Here is an 18,485-nt window from a genome sequence, read left to right on the forward strand (position 1 = left end):
CCGCTGCCTCGAAGCGCACGAGGGAGAGCCAGCAAGGCGATCTCCGCGTTCCGCAGAACGCACGGGATGAACGCACGGGATGGCCGCCTCGTTCGGCTGCCGTCTCGGAACGCGCGAGGAGGGTCCACCAAAACGATCTCCGCGTTCCGCGGAACGCGCAGGATGACCACCTCGCTTCGGCCGCCGCTGATGGAAGCACCTGCAGTTGAGGGTGGTCGAGGCCCATAGTTGCGCCAGCGCGAGGCTTGGCCCGACCGGCGGGATCAGCAGGCTTCCAGGGTTGAGCCGGCCGCTGGATCCGCCGGCCGCGGGCTGATCCAGCCGCTCGATCAGCCGGCCGCGGGCCGACAGTGGGCGAGAACGGTCAGGGTCCCAGCCTGGGGAAAGAGGTAGGCCGCGGACGGGCACCAGCCGGATCGGCGCAGGTCAGCCAGGTCGAGGCGGGCACCGGTGGCGTCCAGGTCGAAGACGAACAGCAGGAGGCGGCTCGGCGCCGGTGTGTTGGCATCGACGGCGGCCGCGGCCTGGCCTACGCCGGGCTGCACGAAGAACACCGTGTCCGATCGGGGGATCCGGGGTGGTTCTCCCGTTGCCCCTGCCGGCCGGGGCGGTAGGTCTGCGGGGTGACGGGCCGCGTCGTCGCTGGCTTCCATCGAATAGATCCAGCCGGGACGCACCAGTCGGCCGCCGACGACGACCAGATCACCGGGACGGTAGAGCCGGCGGGCCGCGATGGCGGCGTCGACGGTCAGGTCCAGGCCTCGGAGCCGGTCGCGTTGTTCGTAAAGCCGGCCGTCCTTCGAGGCCGAGGAAATCTGCGCGGTGGTTCCGGCCACGGCGACCACAGCGACGATTACAACCGCCGACGCGACCGTGGCGACCCGACGAGCGCCAGACCCGCGTCTGGGACTGGTGACCCGTGCAGCAGGCGCCTCTCCGTCCGGGCCTGCGGGTCCAACGTCGTTGGCGGACCCACCCGAGCTCGCATCTGCGGCAGATTCGCCGGGGCCAACCGCTTCGCCGGGTGCAGCGACCCTGTGGGTGCCGACCTGGATCGGAATCTCAGCCGCCGATGCCCCAACCAGGCTGGCGTCGCGAGACTCTGTGCGTCGAAGGGTGCCATCCGAGCCGAAGATCGCCGCGCGCGCCGCGGCGGCGAGACGTCGCATCAGGGTCGCGGCACCGGTGACGACGACGAGCACGATCAGCGGGACCAGGAAGAGGTTGGTGCGGGTCGGGCCGAACGGCCAGAACCGTACGGCGCTCGCGGCCAGCATCGCCAGCTGGGCGCCGCCGAGCGCGAGCAAGATCATTCTGCCGTCGTGTCGTCTGGCGAGCACCGCGACGCCGGCCAGACCGCAGGCGACGACAGCAGGAGCGAGCACCCAGTACGACGTCCACGAGCCGTCGGTCGGCGGGTGCAGCAGGCTGGGGTCGTAGCGGTCGATGCCCGGCGGCGTGCCGGTGACGACGTCACGCACCTGGCGCGCGACGAAGGCAAGTCCACCCGCCGCGCCGCGGTCCGCGAGGAACTGCGCGTCCCAATAGTGTCCGAGCCGCTGGCTGGACTGGTGCCCGACGAAAAAGAATGTGTTGGCCGCCGTCAAAACAAGGGCTGGCAAAGCCTCGGCGGCACGCCACGCGCCGGCCACCAGCGCGCTCCCAACCCGGTCCCAGATGCCCCGCGCTTGGGTTTCCGACTGGCCGACCGGAGCTGCCCCTGACAGCCGAGCGACGTCTGCGGACCGACCGCGCCACCGATGCTGGGAGGCGGCCTGCTCAGACCGCTGCGGACCGTCCGACCGGGCAGACGACGCGGGCCGCACACGGGAGTCGAGGGACGGGTCAGGACGACGGGCGCCCCAGGTCGCATACGCCACGAGGATGACGTCGGCCGCCGCCAGCGGAGCGATGATGAAGATCGCCGGGACCGAGAAAAGGCCGACGACCCCGGCGACGGTCCGCCGTGCCAGCCGCCCCCGGTCCAGGCGACGCGGCCGGCCGCCGTTGGACCCGCGCGCCTCGCTGCGGTCCCTGGATTCGGTGGAGAGGCCGCCTAGGTCCGCAGCCGCGGTTGTGCCTGGCCTGGCGGCGATGTTAGAGCCTGCAGCATTGTTGGACCCTGCGCCGGAGTTGCCACCTCCGGGGGCAACGCCGTTCAGCGCGCGATCGTCGGCGAGCCAGAGCAGAACCGCGACGACCGCGGCGAGGGTCTCGATGGTGTACGGCTTCAACTGGGTGCCGAGGTCGAGAAGGGTGCTGTTCATGCAGATCCACAGCGCGGCGAACGCACCAGCCGGCCGTCCGGCGAAACGCCCGACCAGGAGGGTGATCCCGACCCCAAGCAGCGGCAGCGCGACAAATCCGGGCAGACGCAGAACCCAGGTGTGCCAGCCGAGTACGTCTCCGCCGAGCCGTTCCACCACCACCCAGCCGACGGCCGACGGGGTGTTGGCCTTCGCCAGCTCCGGCCAGAAGGTCGCGAGCGGCTCGCTGACGAAATGCCCGCGCCAGATCTCGTCGTACCAGAACGGTCTGCGCAGGTAGGCGCGCAGCACGATATCGACCGCCACAAGCGCCGCGCCGACGCCACCAGCCCACCAAAGATCCGTCCGGGAGACCCGCCGGGCCCGCCGACGACGCGCGCTCGCGGCGGGGACCGGCTCGGCAGTATCTGACGAGACCGGGCCGCCCGAACCGTCGCCCGACGAGACCGCACCGGCCGGCGCGGCGCCCGACTCGGCCGGACCAGCCGACGCGAGGCCCAACCCGGCCGCAAAAGCCGGCGCGACGCCCGACTCGACGGGGCCGCCAGCGCGGTCGCCCGACGAGACCGGACCGACAGGGGAGGCCTCCGATTCGACCAGGACACCCGTTCCGTCGTCCGAGTCGGCCGGGCCGACCGGAGCGCGATCAGCGGACGACAGAGTGACCCACCACCTCACCAGCCACCAGCAGCCGCATCACCGGCGCCCGCGACGAACCCACGCCAACGTCCAAGGCCGATCTGCCGACGCGTACCGGGGATCCGAGCCAGTACGTCCCAAGGCTCGGATCCAGGAACACCATCGACGATCGGGCTGCCAAAGATCAGGCGTCAGACCGGCATGACGACGACGCAGCGGTTCGGCTCTTCGCCCTCGGACTCGCTGCGCACGCCGTCGACGCCGGCGATGACGTCGTGGACGACCTTGCGTTCGAACGGCGTCATGGGCGCGAGAGCTTCTCCTGCTTGCCGCCGTCCACGACCCGCTTGGCCACGTCCGCGGCGAGCTCGCGCAGCTCCGCGCGCCGGCGAGCCCGGTGGCCACCGACGTCGAGCATCAGCCTGCTGCGCTCGCCGGTCTTCTGCAGCACCGCGAGCCTGGTCAGCTCCTGCAGCGCCTCAAGGGTCTCGCCGTTGGACCCGATCAGCTTGTCCAGGCCGTCACCGACGACCGCCACGACGGCGCGGCTGCCCTCGACATCCAGGTCGAGGTCGCCGTCCATGTCGACGATGTCGAGCAGGCCCTCGATGTAGTCGGCGGCGATTTCGCCTTCCTGCTCCAGGGCGGTCAGCCGCTGCTGAGCGCTCGCGGGCTCGTCCACCCGCGCGGCGTCTTCGTCAGGGCCAACGGCGATGTCAGAACCGCTCATCAGCGCAACTCCATGGGGTTGGGGACCGCCGTGGGTGGCGGTACGCAATCGGAACGCCGGGTCGAGCCGGCGATGGGGGCCGCGAGGCGCGGCAGCGGTCACCGCCGGCCGCCGGGTCGCTTCCCCTTGCCGCCGCCGCTGCGCCGCTTCGCGGCCGGACGTGACCCGCCGACGTGACGCTGGACTCCGGCCGGGACGGGCCTGGTCGAGTCGGCGGCGGAACCAGCCGCCGGTTCGGCGTCGCTGGACGTGCTCACATCCTGGGCCGCGGGCGGCGGACCTGCCTCCGCGGCGGCGGGCGGCTGGACCACCCGCTTGGACGTTCCGCCGCGGGGTGACCGGGTGCCGGCCGGTGCCGTGCCGCTGGCGCCGCTCTTGGCCGCGCCACCGGTCTTGGCCACCGAGCCGCTCTTGGCCGCGGAGCCGTTGACGGAAGGGCCGTCGGCGGCGGGGGTCGCCTTGGTCAGTGTGGCCGGCTTCGGGGCTGTCTTGCCCTTGGCGCCGGCCCGCGCGCCGGGGGCGGGGCGGGCGCCCGGGGCCGGACGCGGGGGAGTGGGCCGGTCGGACACCGCGGTGGCGGTGCGGGCCGCGGGCAGCTTGCCGGTTCCGGCTGCTTCCCCGACCGGGGGCATCCGCTTGATGACGAAGAACTGCTGGCCCATGCTCCACAGGTTGGTGACCAGCCAGTAGATCAGCACGGCGACCGGGAAGCGGAAACCGAAGACGGCCAGCGTGATCGGCGAGCCGTACAGCATGACCTTCTGGACGATCGCCTGCTGCGGGTCGACGGTCCCGCCGGTGCGGGCCATGATCTGGCGCTGCGTGAAGAACGTCGTCGCGGCCATGAGCAGGATGAGCACGACGCAGACGATCTTGATGTGAACGCTGTCCGCGTGCAGCTCGTTCAGCAGGGCCTTCGACGAGTTGAAGTTCGTCGAGAGCGAAATTCCCCAGATCTTCGCCTTTGCGATCTTCTCGATCGTCGCGCCGGACAGACCGACGCGGTCCACCCACTCCAGCTGACCGTTCTTCGTGACGGGGGCCATGTGGGTGAAGACGTGGAACAGCGAGATGAACAGCGGGATCTGCAGGAAGATCGGGAGGCAGCCGAGGAGCGGGTTCCCGTGCTCCTTCTGCAGCTCCATCATCTTCTGGTTCATCTGCTGCTTGTCGTGCCCATACTTCTCCCGGATCTCCTTGATCCGGGGCTGCATGAGCTGCATCGTCCGCTGCGACTTCACCTGCTTGACGAACAGCGGGAAGATCAGGATGCGGACACAGACGACGAGCAGGACGACCGAGAACGCCCAGGCGAAGAAGCTGTTCTCGCCGAAGATCGGCCCGAAGCCCTTGTGGAAGAAGACGATCGAGTTCGCCGCGAGATGGTAAAGCGGATCCAGCACCGGTCTAACTCCTCCAGGCCCCTCGGGCGGACTCTACAGGTACTGGGTCGTACCCACCGCGGGATAGCGGCTGGCAGCGTAGGAGCCGCCAGCCGGCGAGCAGGCCCCCACGCACGCCACCGTGTATACGAACGGCGGAGAGCGCGTAGACGCTGCAAGATGGATCAAATCGGCATGCACCGGCCGACCGGGGTGACCAGACAAGCTGGTAGCCGCGGATGAGCGCGGCGAATACCCAGGCAAGCGGGCCGCGGACAGCACCGGACTGGTCACGGGCGATCCGAGGCGCACGTTGGCGCAGTGTGGCGGACGCGAGGGCGAGGTCGAGGAGCGCGAGGGGGCCGAGGACGATCCCGGCCCAGGCGAACGCGATCATCGCCGGCTCCGAGGCGGGCGGCCCTGGTCGGCGCGGTCTGGACCGGAGCGCGGCCGTGCCGACCGCACCGCGGCGAAGCCCCGGTCGAGGGCGAGGCCGAGCTCGGCCGAACTGGCCTCCGCCGCCGCGGGCAGCGCCCGGATGACCAGCAGGGTTCCCGGTGGCACGGAGGCCAGCCGGGACCTGGTCTGCTCGCGCAGCCGGCGGCGGACCTGGTTGCGGGTCACGGCGGCGCCGACCTTGCGGCTCACCACGAAGCCGGCCCTGGCCGGGCCGGAGTCGTCGGTGCGCAGAGCGTGGACAACCAGTGGATGGCAGCTGAACCGACGGCCGCCGCGCCCGACCTGGGCATGCTCCGCCCGGGACGCGACCCGGGAACGGGCGGGGAGCATGGGAGGCCGGTAACCGCGCGCCGGCGAGGTCCGCCGTCAGGCGGACAGTTCGGCGCGGCCCTTGCGGCGGCGGCCGGAAATGATGGCGCGGCCGGCACGGGTACGCATCCGCAGCCGGAACCCGTGGGTCTTGGACCGCCGACGGTTGTTCGGCTGGAAGGTGCGCTTGCTCACGTGACGACTCCGTGGTGACAGGCCGCGGTGCTGACGGGCCGGGACAGGCGGACGGGACACGCGGGCAACACCGCGCGTACTCAGGCTACGCCAACAGCGCCCCGGCTCGCGGCGCGCGGGTCACCGACGCGATGCCGGGCCGAGCGCGACGCCGTGGAGAGTGCCGACGGGGGTGGGCTGGCGACACGCCAGCTTACACAGGGCCGGACTACCCAGGACCCGCCGGACCGGACAGCACCCACCGCCGGCTGAGTCCGTGGATATGTGGATGCCCACCGTCCGCCCTACCGTGTCGGCGCCACGCCGGATGCGGTGTCATGTCCGTACACAGGTTGTGGACGACTATGTGGAAACCTTGGCGGCACGCCGGGCCCGATCCTCGTCCCACCACCGTGCCCCGGCCGAAGGAGACCCGACCGTGACCGCGTCGCGGCTCCGCCGGCCACCAGCCGAACCGGCCGACTCATCACTGGCCGACGTATCGAGGAGCACCCCGTGACCGACCGCGACACCACCCCCGTCACGGGCTCCCAGCGCCAGCTCCCGCTCGGCGAAGGCGAGGACCCAGACCTGCACGAGGTCTGGCGCCAGGCCGTCGCCGGCGTTGCCGACGGCACGCTGTCCGCGCAGCAGCGCGCCTGGCTGCGGCTGACCCGGCCGCTCGGCCTGGTGCAGGACACCGCGCTGCTCGCCGCGCCGAACGAGTTCACCAAGGATCTGCTCGACTCCCGGCTGCGCCCGTTCCTGTCGACCGCGCTCACCGCCGCCTACGGTCGAGAGATCCGGGTCGCCGTCACCGTTGAGCATCTGCCCGACCCGGAGCCGATGACCGGCCCGATGGTGCTGCCGCAGGGCGCGCTGTCCGGCGCTGGGTCGGGTTCCGGGGACGCGGGCGACGACGGGCGCGCCGACTCACCGCTGGACGCGCCGACCCCACCCATCCAGCGGGTGGCCACCGGGCTCGGCCGCGACCCGGAGCCGCGACCGTCGGAGCCGGCCCGCCTCAACCCGCGGTACGTCTTCGAGACCTTCGTCATCGGCGACAGCAACCGGTTCCCGCATGCGGCCTCGGTCGCCGTCGCCGAGGCGCCGGCGAAGGCCTACAACCCGCTGTTCATCTACGGCGACTCCGGCCTTGGCAAGACCCACCTGCTGCATGCGATCGGGCACTACACGAAGAAGCTCTACCCGGACGCGCAGGTCAAGTACGTCAGTACCGAGGAGTTCACGAACGACTTCATCAACTCCATCCGCGACGACCGCCAGCAGGCGTTCCAGCGGCGCTACCGGGACATCGACGTGCTGCTCGTCGACGACATCCAGTTCCTGGAGAACAAGGAGCGCACGCAGGAGGAGTTCTTCCACACGTTCAACGTCCTGCATGACACCGAGAAGCAGCTGGTGATCTCGTCGGACCGCTCGCCACGGCAGCTGTCGGCACTGGAGGACCGGCTGCGCAGCCGGTTCGAGTGGGGACTGATCACCGACGTCACCCCGCCGGACCTGGAGACCAGGATCGCGATCCTGTCCAAGAAGGCGGCGATCGAGCGGCTGCCGGTACCCCCGGACGTGCTCGAGTACATCGCGACGCACATCGAGCGCAACATCCGCGAGCTTGAGGGCGCGCTGATCCGCGTCGCCGCGTTCGCGAGCCTGAACAAGTCGCACGTCGACCGGACACTGGCCGAGATCGTGTTGCGCGACCTGATCCCGGACGCGACGAACACCGAGATCACGGCGACCTCGATCATGAACGCGACGGCCTCGTACTTCGGCGTCTCGATGGAGGACCTCTGCGGGACGTCGCGCAGCCGGGTGCTGGTGACGGCCCGGCAGATCGCGATGTACCTGTGCCGGGAGCTGACCGACCTGTCGCTGCCCAAGATCGGCCAGCACTTCGGCGGCCGGGACCACACGACCGTCATGCACGCCAACCGCAAGATCCGCGGTCTGATGGCGGAGCGCCGGGCGATCTACAACCAGGTCACCGAGCTGACGAACCGCATCCGGGCCGAGACGCGCCACCTGTAGCCCGGGCTAGCCGGGGCTAGTGCCGCGACCACCAACGCCCGCCCGTCGCGTTGATCGCCGTCTTCGCCTTCTGGTGGCTACGAAACAGGCCCGGTAACGACCACCAGAGGGCCGAAACGGCGATCAAGGCGAGGCCGGAACGGGCGAACCTTGCCGGAGGCGGCATTAGTCCAGCGCCAACTGCCCGGGTGCCGGCCCCTGCCCGGCCGGGCCTCGCAAGGCCTGGGCCGGGGCCGCGGAGGGCCGACCGCTCGAGGCCGGGGCCCGGCCGGGCAGGGCCGGGGCCGGCCGCACAAGGCCGGGGCCGCACAAGGCCGGGGCCGCACAAGGCCGGGGCCGCACAAGGCCGGGGCCGCGCAAGGCCGGGGCCGCGCAAGGCCGGGCCGGCGCTGGGCCTGCTGGGCCTGCTGGGCCTGCTGGGCCTGCTGGGCAGAGCGTCGATCTTCCGATCACAAGGTCTTGGGCCCGGCAGCCCGGTAATACCCAGGGATTGTCCACAGCCTGTGGGTTCCAGTGGGGATGGGCGGCGCGACCGGTTCCACGCGGTACGTCATCCGAGTCCGGGTCCACACGTCGGTCCCGGTCAGGGACCGTGGATGCCCCTGCATACGTCCGACGAGCACGCGTAGGAGCCGAGCGTGCTCGATCTCAGCCACGCACTCTTGCTGGCCGTGATGGGCTCGCGACGCAGGGCTCAGGCCCGACGAGACCACTTGGGTGGTATTCACCCACAGCTTGTGGACAAGGCTGTGGATTACCTGGGGGCAGCCTGGGGGCAACCGCCCGAGATGGCCACGAAGATCACCCCGGAGCCCGCCCCGAGGCCCCAGATTCCTGTGGAGAACCGGGGGACAGCCTGGGGACGACCTGGGTGTAACCGGTGGATGAACGGTGGATGGCGACGGGGGACATCGAGCGCTGTGGACAACCACCAGGGTCACGCACAGGTCGACCCACACGATCTCCACCGGCCCATCTGCGGCCTGACCTGGGGAAACGCGGGTTTTCCACAGTTTCCACAGCCCCTACTACTACCGCTACCAAGATTTATTTATGAGAGATCAAAAGCTCGAAGAACTAGGGCCTGGGGATGACACTCGGGCCGTCGCGCTCGGCCTGCCCCGATCCGGGCCAGTTCACGCCTGGCGGACCCGACGTGACGCTCCGCATTCGGCGTACCACTGGACCGCTCGCGAACCTGTCGGACGGCTCTGAGATGCTGGACCGCGTTCGTCGCTGAGGGAGGCAGGCATGAAGTTCCGGGTTGAACGGGACGAGTTCACCGAAGCGGTCGCCTGGACCGCGCGCAGCCTGCCGAGCCGTTCGGCGACAGCGACCAACCAGCAGGTGCTGATGGGCCTGCTGCTGGACGCGACCGGGCCGGGCCTGGTCGTGGCCGCCTTCGACTACGAGGTCGCCGCACAGGCCACGCTGGAGGCGACCGTCCACGAGGAGGGCCGCGCGCTGGCGCCGGGCCGGATGCTCGCGGACATCACCAAGCAGCTGCCGGCCGCGCCGGTCGAGGTCGAGACCGACGACAACAAGCTGGTCATCACCTGCGGCAACGCCCGCTTCACCCTGCAGACGCTGCCCGTCGACGAGTACCCGACGCTGCCCCCGCTGCCGCCTATCACCGGGCACATCGAGGGAGGCGCGTTCGGCGCCGCCGTCGCCCAGGTGGCGGTCGCCGCGGGCAAGGACGACACGCTGCCCGTGCTGACCGGCGTGCGGCTGGAGATCGAGGGCGACACCCTGACGCTCGCGGCCACCGACCGCTACCGGCTCGCCGTCCGCACCCTCAAGTGGAGCCCGTCGAGCCCCGACGCCGCCGGAGTCGCGCTCATCCCGGCGCGCACCCTGCTGGACACGGCGCGCTCGCTCGGCGGCGGCACGGCCCAGGTAGCGATCGCGCTCGGCACGGGTCCGTCCGGGGAGGCGCTCGCCGGCTTCGCGGGCAACCACCGCCAGACCACGACCCGGCTCGTCGACGGCCAGTTCCCGCCATACCGCAAGCTGCTGCCCGACTCGTGCCCGCTGACCGCCCAGGCCGAGAAAGGCCCGCTGCTGGAGGCCGTCAAGCGGGTCGCGCTGGTAGCGCCGAAGACGGCCCCCGTGCGGCTGGCGTTCAGCGCGGACCACCTGCGGCTCGAGGCCGGCAGCCACGGCGGCGAGGCGCAGGCCTCCGAGACGCTGCCCGCCACGTACGACGGCCCCGACCTGGAGGTCGCGTTCAACCCGGCGTACCTGCAGGACGCGCTGACGGCGGTCGAGTCCGACCAGGTCGAGTTCGGCTTCGCCAGCGCCGAGGACGCCGAGGTGGCGGCCAAGAAGCCGGCCATCCTGACCGGTAAGGGCGCCGGCGACGAGCTGCCGGACTACCGCTACCTGCTCATGCCGATCCAGCTGAACGGCTGACCGGGTGACGTGCACGTCACGCACCTGCAACTGGTCGATTTCCGGTCCTACCCGGCGCTTGAGCTGACCCTCCCCCCTGGAGTGGTCACCTTCGTGGGAGCCAACGGCCAGGGCAAGACGAACCTGCTCGAAGCCGTCGGCTACGTCGCCACTCTCGGCAGTCACCGGGTCTCCGGCGACACGCCGCTGATCCGCGAGGGCGCCGAGCGCGCGGTGATCCGGTCCCGGATCGTGAACGGTGACCGGGCCGCGCTGGCCGAGATCGAGATCGTCACCGGCCGGGCCAACAAGGTCCGGCTGAACCGCCGCCCGCTCAGCCGGCCGCGTGAGCTGCTCGGCCTGCTGTCGGTCGTGCTGTTCGCGCCGGAGGACCTGGCGATGGTCAAGGGTGACCCGGGCGAGCGCCGGCGGTTCCTCGACGAGCTGCTGGTCGCCAGGACACCGCGGCTGGCCGCGGTGATCGCCGACTACGAACGGGTCCTGCGCCAGCGCACCACCCTGCTGCGCGCCCATGGTGACCTGCGGACCCTCGAGTCCTGGGACGAGGCGCTGGCCCGGCACGGCGCCGAGCTGCTCGCCGCCCGGCTGGCGCTCGTCGACGACCTGCGGCCCCGGGTCCAGGCCGCGTACGCCGCCGTGGCCGGCACCGCGGACGAGGACGCGACCGAGAAGGGCGTCGGCGTCGACTACCGGTGTGGCGTGGCGCTGCCGGAGGGCGCGGACCGGGACACGATCGCGGCCGCGCTGATCGCCGAGCTCGCCCGCGTGCGGCCCCGCGAGATCGAGCGGGGGGTGACCCTCGTCGGCCCGCACCGCGACGAGCTGGCGCTGGCGGTCGGCGGCCGCCCGGCCCGCGGCTACGCCAGCCACGGCGAGTCGTGGTCGCTCGCGCTCGCGCTGCGGCTGGCGTCCTACGAGCTGCTCGAGGCCGACGACCGGGCGCCGGTGCTGCTGCTCGACGACGTCTTCGCGGAGCTGGACGCGCACCGCCGGCGCCGGCTCGCCGAGCTCGTCGCGCCGGCCGAGCAGGTGCTGATCACGGCCGCGGTCGGCGCCGATGTGCCTGCCGAGCTGGGCGGCCCGCGGTTCACCGTCCAGCGGGGGGAGGTGCTCGATGTCGCCGGATCCGGCTGAGCCCGACGAGGCCGCCGCGCCGCGGGTCACCGGCGCGGACCTCGCCCGCCAGGTGCTCGCCGCCGCGAAGGCGGACGCGCGGGCCCGGGCCAGGGGTGGTCGGCCGGGCGGCGGGGGCGGCCCGGGCCGAGGGGCCGACGCCTCGACGGCCGGCGCGACGCCGACGGACGACGACCGGGAGCCGCCGCGCCGGCCCCGGCTGCCCGGGATCGCGGCGCCCGGCCGGGAGTGGCGCGAACCGACCAGCTTCGCGGCCTCGATCAACCGGATGCTCGCCGCCAGGGGCTGGCAGACGAAGGCGAAGGACTCCGGGGTTCTGGCCAACTGGGACGTCATCGTCGGCCCGGAGATCGCCTCGCACGCGACCCCGGTCTCGCTGCGCGACGGCCTGCTGGAGCTGGAGGCGGAGTCGACAGCGTGGGCCACCCAGCTTCGGTTGCTGGCCCCGCGGCTGCTCGGCGTGCTGCGTCGTGAGCTGGGCGAGGGCGTCGTCTCCCGGATCACCGTTCGCGGCCCGTCGGCTCCGTCCTGGCGGCACGGGCCGGCGCAGATGCCGGGCGGCCGCGGGCCCCGGGACACCTACGGCTGACGGCTCCCGCGGCGTCCGTGCGCGCCACCTGACGCGGCGATCGGCGTGGATCGGCCCCACGGCCACCGACGCCGCCCGCCTCGTAGGGGGGGTTCGCCCGGCCCTCGTTCGGGCCGCTACGCAGACGTCAGAGCCCACCCTGCGTCTGTTGTGGCGCGTTGCCAGGTAGACTCAAAGGGACTTCGGCTCACAACGAGGGCCTTGTGTGAGGCAGCCGGTACGAGAAGCCTCGTACGAGCGGGCCTCGGACGAAGGGGCCTGGCGAGAGGGCCTGCCGAGGGACCTGGCGAGGATCTGAAGAGAGGGACGCTGCGCGTGGCGTACGACGCAAGTTCGATCAAGGTTCTCGAGGGTCTCGACGCGGTCCGCAAGCGACCGGGCATGTACATCGGCTCCACCGGCGAGCGTGGTCTACACCACCTCGTGTCCGAGGTGGTCGACAACTCGGTGGACGAGGCGCTAGCCGGGTTCTGCGACACCATCACGGTAACGCTGTTGGCCGACGGCGGCGTGCGGGTCGTCGACAACGGCCGCGGTATCCCGGTCGGGATGCACCCGACCGAGAAGAAGCCGACGGTCGAGGTCGTCCTCACGATCCTGCACGCGGGCGGCAAGTTCGACAGCGACTCCTACGCCGTCTCGGGTGGTCTGCACGGCGTCGGCATCAGCGTCGTGAACGCGCTGTCGACCAAGGTCGAGGTCGAGATCAAGGTCGACGGCTTCCACTGGTTCCAGCGGTACACCGCGCAGCGGCCCGGGCCGCTGGAGAAGCGTGCGCCGCTGAAGCGCGGCGAGCGCACCGGCACCACCGTCACCTTCTGGGCCGACGGGGAGATCTTCGAGACCACCGAGTACAAGTACGAGACGCTCTACCGCCGGCTGCAGGAGATGGCGTTCCTGAACAAGGGCATCTCCATCTCGCTGCGCGACGAGCGGGCCGAGGAGCCCGTCGAGGTCACGTTCAAGTACGAGAACGGTCTCGCTGACTTCGTCGCGCACCTGAACGCGACGAAGGAGCCGATCCACAAGACGATCGTCGCGCTCGAGGCCAAGGGGAAGGGCATCGAGGCCGAGGTCGCGATGCAGTGGAACGCCGGCTACAACGAGTCGGTCTACACCTTCGCGAACACGATCAACACGCACGAGGGCGGCACCCACGAGGAGGGCTTCCGGGCGGCGCTCACCAGCGCGGTGAACGTCTACGCCAAGGAGCAGAACCTCCTCAAGCCGGTGAAGGCGGGCGCGAAGAGCCCCGACGAGCGCCTCTCCGGCGACGACATCCGCGAGGGCCTCACCGCGATCATCTCCGTCAAGCTGTCCGAGCCGCAGTTCGAGGGCCAGACGAAGACGAAGCTCGGCAACACCGAGGCCAAGAAGTTCGTCCAGGAGATGTGCTACTCCGCGCTGCGGGACTGGTTCGACGCGAACCGGGTCGAGGCGCGCAGCATCGTCGGCAAGGCGCTGGACGCGCAGCGGGCCCGGATCGCCGCCCGCGCCGCCCGCGACCTGACCCGACGCAAGGGCCTGCTCGGCGGCACCGGCCTGCCCGGCAAGCTCTCCGACTGCCAGTACACCGACCCGGAGCGCTGCGAGCTCTACATCGTCGAGGGTGACTCGGCGGGCGGCTCGGCCAAGGGCGGTCGCGACTCGAAGTTCCAGGCGATCCTGCCGTTGCGGGGCAAGATCCTGAACGTCGAGAAGGCGCGGATCGACCGGGTCCTGAAGAACACCGAGGTCCAGGCGCTGATCCAGGCGCTCGGCACCGGTATTCACGACGAGTTCGACATCGCCAAGCTGCGATATCACAAGATCGTGCTGATGGCGGACGCCGACGTCGACGGCCAGCACATCCGGACGCTGCTGCTCACGCTGCTGTTCCGCTTCATGCGCCCGCTCGTCGAGGCCGGTCACGTCTTCCTCGCGCAGCCCCCGCTGTACAAGATCAAGTGGGGCCGCGAGGACTGGGAGTACGCCTACTCCGACCGGGAGCGGGACGGTCTGCTGGAGCGTGGCGTCGAGGCGGGCCGCAAGCTGCCCAAGGACGCGATCCAGCGGTTCAAGGGTCTCGGCGAGATGAACGCGACCGAGCTCTGGGACACCACCATGGACCCGGACCGCCGCATTCTGCTGCAGGTCACGCTCGACGACGCGGCCGTCGCCGACGAGCTCTTCAGCGTGCTGATGGGCGAGGACGTCGATGCCCGACGCAGCTTCATCCAGCGCAACGCCAAGGATGTCCGCTTCCTGGACATCTGACGGGGGCCGAGGCGGACAGCCCTGTTCGCTGGCGTGCGGCCAGCTTCCCAGGTAGCCCGCAATGTCTACCCGGGGGGCGACCCCCGGACCCCCGATGTCGGGCTTCGCCCGACTGGGGCGGGTCTGGCTACAGGCCTGAATGCACTGATCGAGACAGACCGGGTTACCGAGAAACAGTCACCTAGGAATACCGAGACCTACAGCGCTAGCTGAGACGACAGCAGTTCAGCGGGACAGCAGTCAACCGGTTAGCTCCGAACTGCCTGGAAGGACATCGTGGTCGACGTACTACCGCCGCCTGGCGACCGGATTGAGCCGATCGGCATCGAAGTCGAGATGCAGCGGTCGTACCTCGACTACGCGATGTCGGTCATCGTGGGGCGGGCCCTGCCGGAGGTCCGGGACGGGCTCAAGCCCGTGCACCGCCGGGTGCTCTACGCCATGTACGACGGCGGTTACCGGCCCGACCGCGGGTACTTCAAGTGCTCCCGCATCGTCGGTGACGTCATGGGTAACTACCACCCCCACGGCGACACCTCGATCTACGACACCGTGGTGCGGCTGGCCCAGCCCTGGTCGCTGCGCTACCCGCTCGTCGACGGGAACGGCAACTTCGGCTCGCCGGGCAACGACCCGCCCGCCGCCATGCGGTACACCGAGGCCCGGATGGCCGCGCTGGCGATGGAGATGCTGCGCGACATCGACTCGGACACCGTCGACTTCGCGCCCAACTACGACGGCCGCTCCCAGGAGCCGCTCGTCCTGCCGAGCCGGTTCCCGAACCTGCTCGTCAACGGCGCGGGCGGCATCGCGGTCGGCATGGCGACCAACATCCCGCCGCACAACCTGCGCGAGGTCGCCGCCGGCGTCCAGTGGGCCCTGAACAACCCGGACGCCACCGACGAGGAGCTGCTCGAGGCGCTGCTCGGCATCATCAAGGGCCCGGATTTCCCGACCCACGGCATGATCGTCGGCCGGCAGGGCATCGAGGACGCCTACCGGACCGGCCGCGGCAGCATCCGGATGCGTGCCGTCGTCAACGTCGAGGAGAACAAGGGCCGCACCCAGCTCGTCGTCACGGAGCTGCCCTACCAGGTCAACCCGGACAACCTCGCCGAGAAGATCGCCGAGCTGGTCCGGGACAACCGGGTCTCCGGGATCTCGGACGTCCGGGACGAGACGTCGGCCCGGATCGGCCAGCGCCTGGTCATCGACCTCAAGCGCGACGCGGTCGCCAAGGTCGTGCTGAACAACCTGTACAAGCACACCCAGCTGCAGGACACCTTCGGCGCGAACATGCTGGCGATCGTCGACGGGGTGCCGCGCACGCTGCGCCTCGACCAGATGATCCGCTACTACGTCGAGCACCAGGTCGACGTGATCGTCCGGCGGACCCGCTACCAGCTGCGCAAGGCCCTGGAGCGGTTGCACGTCCTCGAGGGCCTGCTGATCGCGCTCGACCACCTGGACGACGTGATCGCGCTGATCCGTAACGCCGAGTCGGCGGACGCGGCCCGCGGCCAGCTGATGGCGCGCTACTCGCTTTCCGAGATCCAGGCGACCGCGATCCTGGACATGCAGCTGCGTCGCCTCGCGGCTCTGGAGCGCCAGCGGATCATCGACGAGGCCGCCGAGCTGCGTGCCAAGGTCACCGAGCTGGAGGCGATCCTCGCCTCGCCGCAGCGGCAGCGCGAGATCATCGGTGAGGAGCTCAAGGAGGTCGTCGACAAGTTCGGCGACGAGCGCCGGACCCGGATCGTCCCGTTCGAGGGCGAGATGTCCATCGAGGACCTCATCGCCCAGGAAGACGTCGTCGTCACCGTCACCCGCGGCGGCTACGCCAAGCGCACCAAGACCGACCTTTACCGCTCCCAGAAGCGCGGCGGCAAGGGCGTGCAGGGCGCGGCGCTGCGCGAGGACGACATCGTCGAGCACTTCTTCGTCACGACGACCCACCACTACCTGCTGTTCTTCACGAACAAGGGCCGGGTCTACCGGGCGAAGGCCCACGAGCTGCCCGAGCAGGCCCGCAGCGCCAAGGGCCAGCATGTGGCGAACATCCTGGCGTTCGGCCAGGACGAGCGGATCGCCGAGGTGATGGCGATCCGCGACTACGCGGCCGCGCCGTACCTGGTGCTCGCCACCAAGCGCGGACTATGCAAGAAGTCGGCCCTGACGGACTTCGACTCCAACCGCGCCGGCGGGCTCGTCGCGATCAACCTGCGCGAGGACGACGAGGTCATCGGCGCCCGGCTGGTCGGCGCCGACGACGACCTGCTGCTGGTCAGCCGCAACGCCCAGTCGATCCGGTTCCACGCCGACGACGAGCAGTTGCGGCCGATGGGCCGGGCCACGGCCGGTGTGATCGGCATGCGGTTCGACGCGGACGACGAGCTGCTCTCGATCGAGGTCATCAAGCCGGACTCGACGGCCTCCCTGCTCGTCGCCACCAGCGGTGGCTTCGCCAAGCGGACGCACCTGAACGAGTACCCGCTGCAGGGCCGGGGCGGCAAGGGAGTGCTGACCGCGAGGATCGTGCCCAGCCGGGGCAGCCTCGTCGGCGCGCTCGTCGTCGAGCCTGACGACCAGCTGTACGCCATCGCGTCCAACGGCGGCGTCTTGCGTACCGTAGCCAGGGACGTCCGGCAGGCCCAGCGCCAGACGATGGGCGTCAAGCTGATCGACCTGGAGACCGGTGTGCAGGTCGTGGGCGTCGCGCGTAATGCTGATGCCGACGACGGCGATGGCGACGAGCCGACGGCTGGCTGACGCCTGACTGCGAGGCCGGGCCCATGGCTGGCGGGAAGCTAAGGGGAGACGCGTGAGCGAGAAGGACGAGCGGCCGGGTCGGTCCGGCGGCCTCCCGACGGCCGCGGCCGACAGCGAGGCAGCCGGCAACCCCTTCTTCGAGAAGGTCGGCGGGACCAAGAAGGACGCCCCGGCAGCGGGCGCGTCCGCCGACGCCGCCGGGGCACGGACGGCGACCAAGGAGCCGGTCGAGGACGACGACGACAAGACGGCGGCCGTTCGGCCGCTGTCGTCGGCGGCCCCGGCGCCGGCTGCGGCCGCGCCCGCGCCCGCGCCGAAGTCCTCGGCCGGCTCCAAGGGAGTCGCCTCGAACCGGGCCGGGACCGCGACCGCCAAGGTCGCCACGCCGGCCGCGAGCCCGCCCGCGTCCGTTTCGGAACGGTATGCCGCGGCTGGCCGCGGCGCGCCGGCCAAAACGGCCGCGGCGGACCAGCTGGCGCAAGCGCCGCGCGACCCAGACACCATGGCCATCGTGCGTACCCCAGCCCGGCCCTCCGGGTCGGACAACGGCCGGGACAGCGGTGCCCGGGACAGTGGCGCCCGGGACGATCGCGGTCGAACCGGGGCCGCCGACCGTGGCGCCGAGGCGCGGACGGTCGCGGCCGTCGGCGCGGCGTCCGTGGCGGCCGACCCGGACCGGACCGTCGTAGACCCCGCCGTGAAGCCGAACCTGGCCAAGTCCGGCCGTGGTCCCGCGGTCCCGGCGGAGCGGATGCCGACCCCGGCGCCAGGCGCCCGGACGACCGCGCCCGGCGAACGCGGTCGCGAACAGCGGGCGTGGGCCCGACCGGGCCGTGGCGGGTCGGAGCCGGCCGCCGGCTACGCCGGCCGGCCTGACACCGACCGGCCCGAGCCGGCCCGGGCGGGTGACTACCCGGCCGACTACGGCGACCCGGACGGTTCGCGCACGGGTCGGCGGGCCAGGCTGCGGCTCACCAGGGTCAGCCCACTGACCGTGACCCGCCTCGCGTTCGCGTTCTCGTTGTGCCTGTTCCTTGTGATCATGGTCGCGGTGGCGGTGCTCTGGTTCGTGCTGAACTCGGTCGGTGTGTTCAACAGCATCACCGATGCCGCCGGCACCCTGACCTCGGGCGAGAGCCACAGCGTCAGCTCGTGGCTGTCGTTCGGCCGCGCCATGCAGATCAGCCTGCTCGTCGGCGCGATCAACGTCGTCCTGCTGACGCTGCTGGCCACCCTCGGGGCGATGCTCTACAACCTCTGCGCCGACATGATCGGTGGGATTGAGGTCACACTCAGCGATCGGTAGCGGG

At 71.1% G+C, this 18,485-nt stretch carries 12 protein-coding genes and 1 pseudogene; 7 read left to right on the plus strand and 6 right to left on the minus strand.

Features of this window, described 5'->3' with window-relative positions; all coding sequences use genetic code 11:
- Window positions 1-329: 329 nt before the first annotated feature.
- The 6 genes and pseudogenes from I6A60_RS06570 to rpmH form a co-directional block, all read right to left on the minus strand.
- The gene (locus I6A60_RS06570; protein WP_203019094.1) at window positions 330-2,945 is read right to left on the minus strand and encodes a hypothetical protein; all 2,616 of its coding nucleotides are present in this window, start codon (window positions 2,943-2,945) and stop codon (window positions 330-332) included.
- Between the two features lie 152 nt (window positions 2,946-3,097).
- Window positions 3,098-3,636: pseudogene (locus tag I6A60_RS06575) on the minus strand (protein jag).
- A 98-nt stretch (window positions 3,637-3,734) separates the two neighbouring features.
- On the minus strand, window positions 3,735-5,039 hold the full coding sequence (gene yidC / locus I6A60_RS06580) for a membrane protein insertase YidC (RefSeq protein WP_203019084.1): 1,305 nt from the start codon (window positions 5,037-5,039) through the stop codon (window positions 3,735-3,737).
- 4 nt (window positions 5,040-5,043) lie between these two features.
- Window positions 5,044-5,415, minus strand: a complete 372-nt coding sequence (yidD, locus tag I6A60_RS06585) for a membrane protein insertion efficiency factor YidD (protein ID WP_203019082.1) — start codon at window positions 5,413-5,415, stop codon at window positions 5,044-5,046.
- Window positions 5,412-5,807: a ribonuclease P protein component gene (rnpA, locus tag I6A60_RS06590; protein WP_203019080.1), complete on the minus strand. Its 396-nt coding sequence runs from the start codon at window positions 5,805-5,807 to the stop codon at window positions 5,412-5,414. Before rnpA ends, yidD begins: the two co-directional genes overlap by 4 nt.
- Before the next feature lie 36 nt (window positions 5,808-5,843).
- A complete protein-coding gene (rpmH, locus tag I6A60_RS06595) occupies window positions 5,844-5,981 on the minus strand; it encodes a 50S ribosomal protein L34 (RefSeq protein WP_013428281.1) in 138 nt (45 codons plus the stop codon).
- 495 nt (window positions 5,982-6,476) lie between these two features.
- Between rpmH and dnaA the strand changes: the two genes are divergently transcribed.
- From dnaA to I6A60_RS06630, 7 genes are all read left to right on the plus strand, one after another.
- Window positions 6,477-8,012, plus strand: a complete 1,536-nt coding sequence (gene dnaA / locus I6A60_RS06600) for a chromosomal replication initiator protein DnaA (protein ID WP_203019078.1) — start codon at window positions 6,477-6,479, stop codon at window positions 8,010-8,012.
- 1,251 nt (window positions 8,013-9,263) lie between these two features.
- Window positions 9,264-10,427: a DNA polymerase III subunit beta gene (gene dnaN, locus I6A60_RS06605; RefSeq protein ID WP_013421213.1), complete on the plus strand. Its 1,164-nt coding sequence runs from the start codon at window positions 9,264-9,266 to the stop codon at window positions 10,425-10,427.
- Window positions 10,428-10,436: 9 nt separating this feature from the next.
- Complete coding sequence (gene recF, locus I6A60_RS06610) at window positions 10,437-11,561, plus strand: DNA replication/repair protein RecF (protein ID WP_203023603.1); 1,125 nt, start codon at window positions 10,437-10,439, stop codon at window positions 11,559-11,561.
- Window positions 11,542-12,150 carry a DUF721 domain-containing protein gene (locus I6A60_RS06615; RefSeq protein WP_203023601.1) on the plus strand — a complete coding sequence of 203 codons (609 nt, stop codon included), beginning with the start codon at window positions 11,542-11,544 and terminating at the stop codon, window positions 12,148-12,150. Before recF ends, I6A60_RS06615 begins: the two co-directional genes overlap by 20 nt.
- 315 nt (window positions 12,151-12,465) lie before the next feature.
- Window positions 12,466-14,406 (plus strand): DNA topoisomerase (ATP-hydrolyzing) subunit B, encoded by a 1,941-nt coding sequence (gene gyrB, locus I6A60_RS06620; protein WP_203023599.1) that lies wholly within the window; start codon window positions 12,466-12,468, stop codon window positions 14,404-14,406.
- A gap of 276 nt (window positions 14,407-14,682) precedes the next feature.
- Window positions 14,683-17,175, plus strand: a complete 2,493-nt coding sequence (gene gyrA / locus I6A60_RS06625) for a DNA gyrase subunit A (RefSeq protein ID WP_203023598.1) — start codon at window positions 14,683-14,685, stop codon at window positions 17,173-17,175.
- Window positions 17,176-17,227: 52 nt separating this feature from the next.
- Entirely contained in the window at window positions 17,228-18,481 is a 1,254-nt protein-coding gene (locus I6A60_RS06630) for a DUF3566 domain-containing protein (RefSeq protein WP_203055576.1), read from the plus strand.
- Window positions 18,482-18,485: the final 4 nt, after the last annotated feature.

It is taken from the genome of Frankia sp. AgB1.9, from assembly GCF_016786355.1.
GTDB lineage: Bacteria > Actinomycetota > Actinomycetes > Frankiales > Frankiaceae > Pseudofrankia.

Bases quoted from the DNA above. Each gene is read 5' to 3' on its own strand.
- yidD (WP_203019082.1), bottom strand. From the start codon at position 5,415: ATGATCGCGTTCGCCTGGGCCGGGATCGTCCTCGGCCCCCTCGCGCTC.
- rnpA (WP_203019080.1), bottom strand. From the start codon at position 5,807: ATGCTCCCCGCCCGTTCCCGGGTCGCGTCCCGGGCGGAGCATGCCCAG.
- dnaN (WP_013421213.1), top strand. From the start codon at position 9,264: ATGAAGTTCCGGGTTGAACGGGACGAGTTCACCGAAGCGGTCGCCTGG.
- I6A60_RS06615 (WP_203023601.1), top strand. From the start codon at position 11,542: ATGTCGCCGGATCCGGCTGAGCCCGACGAGGCCGCCGCGCCGCGGGTC.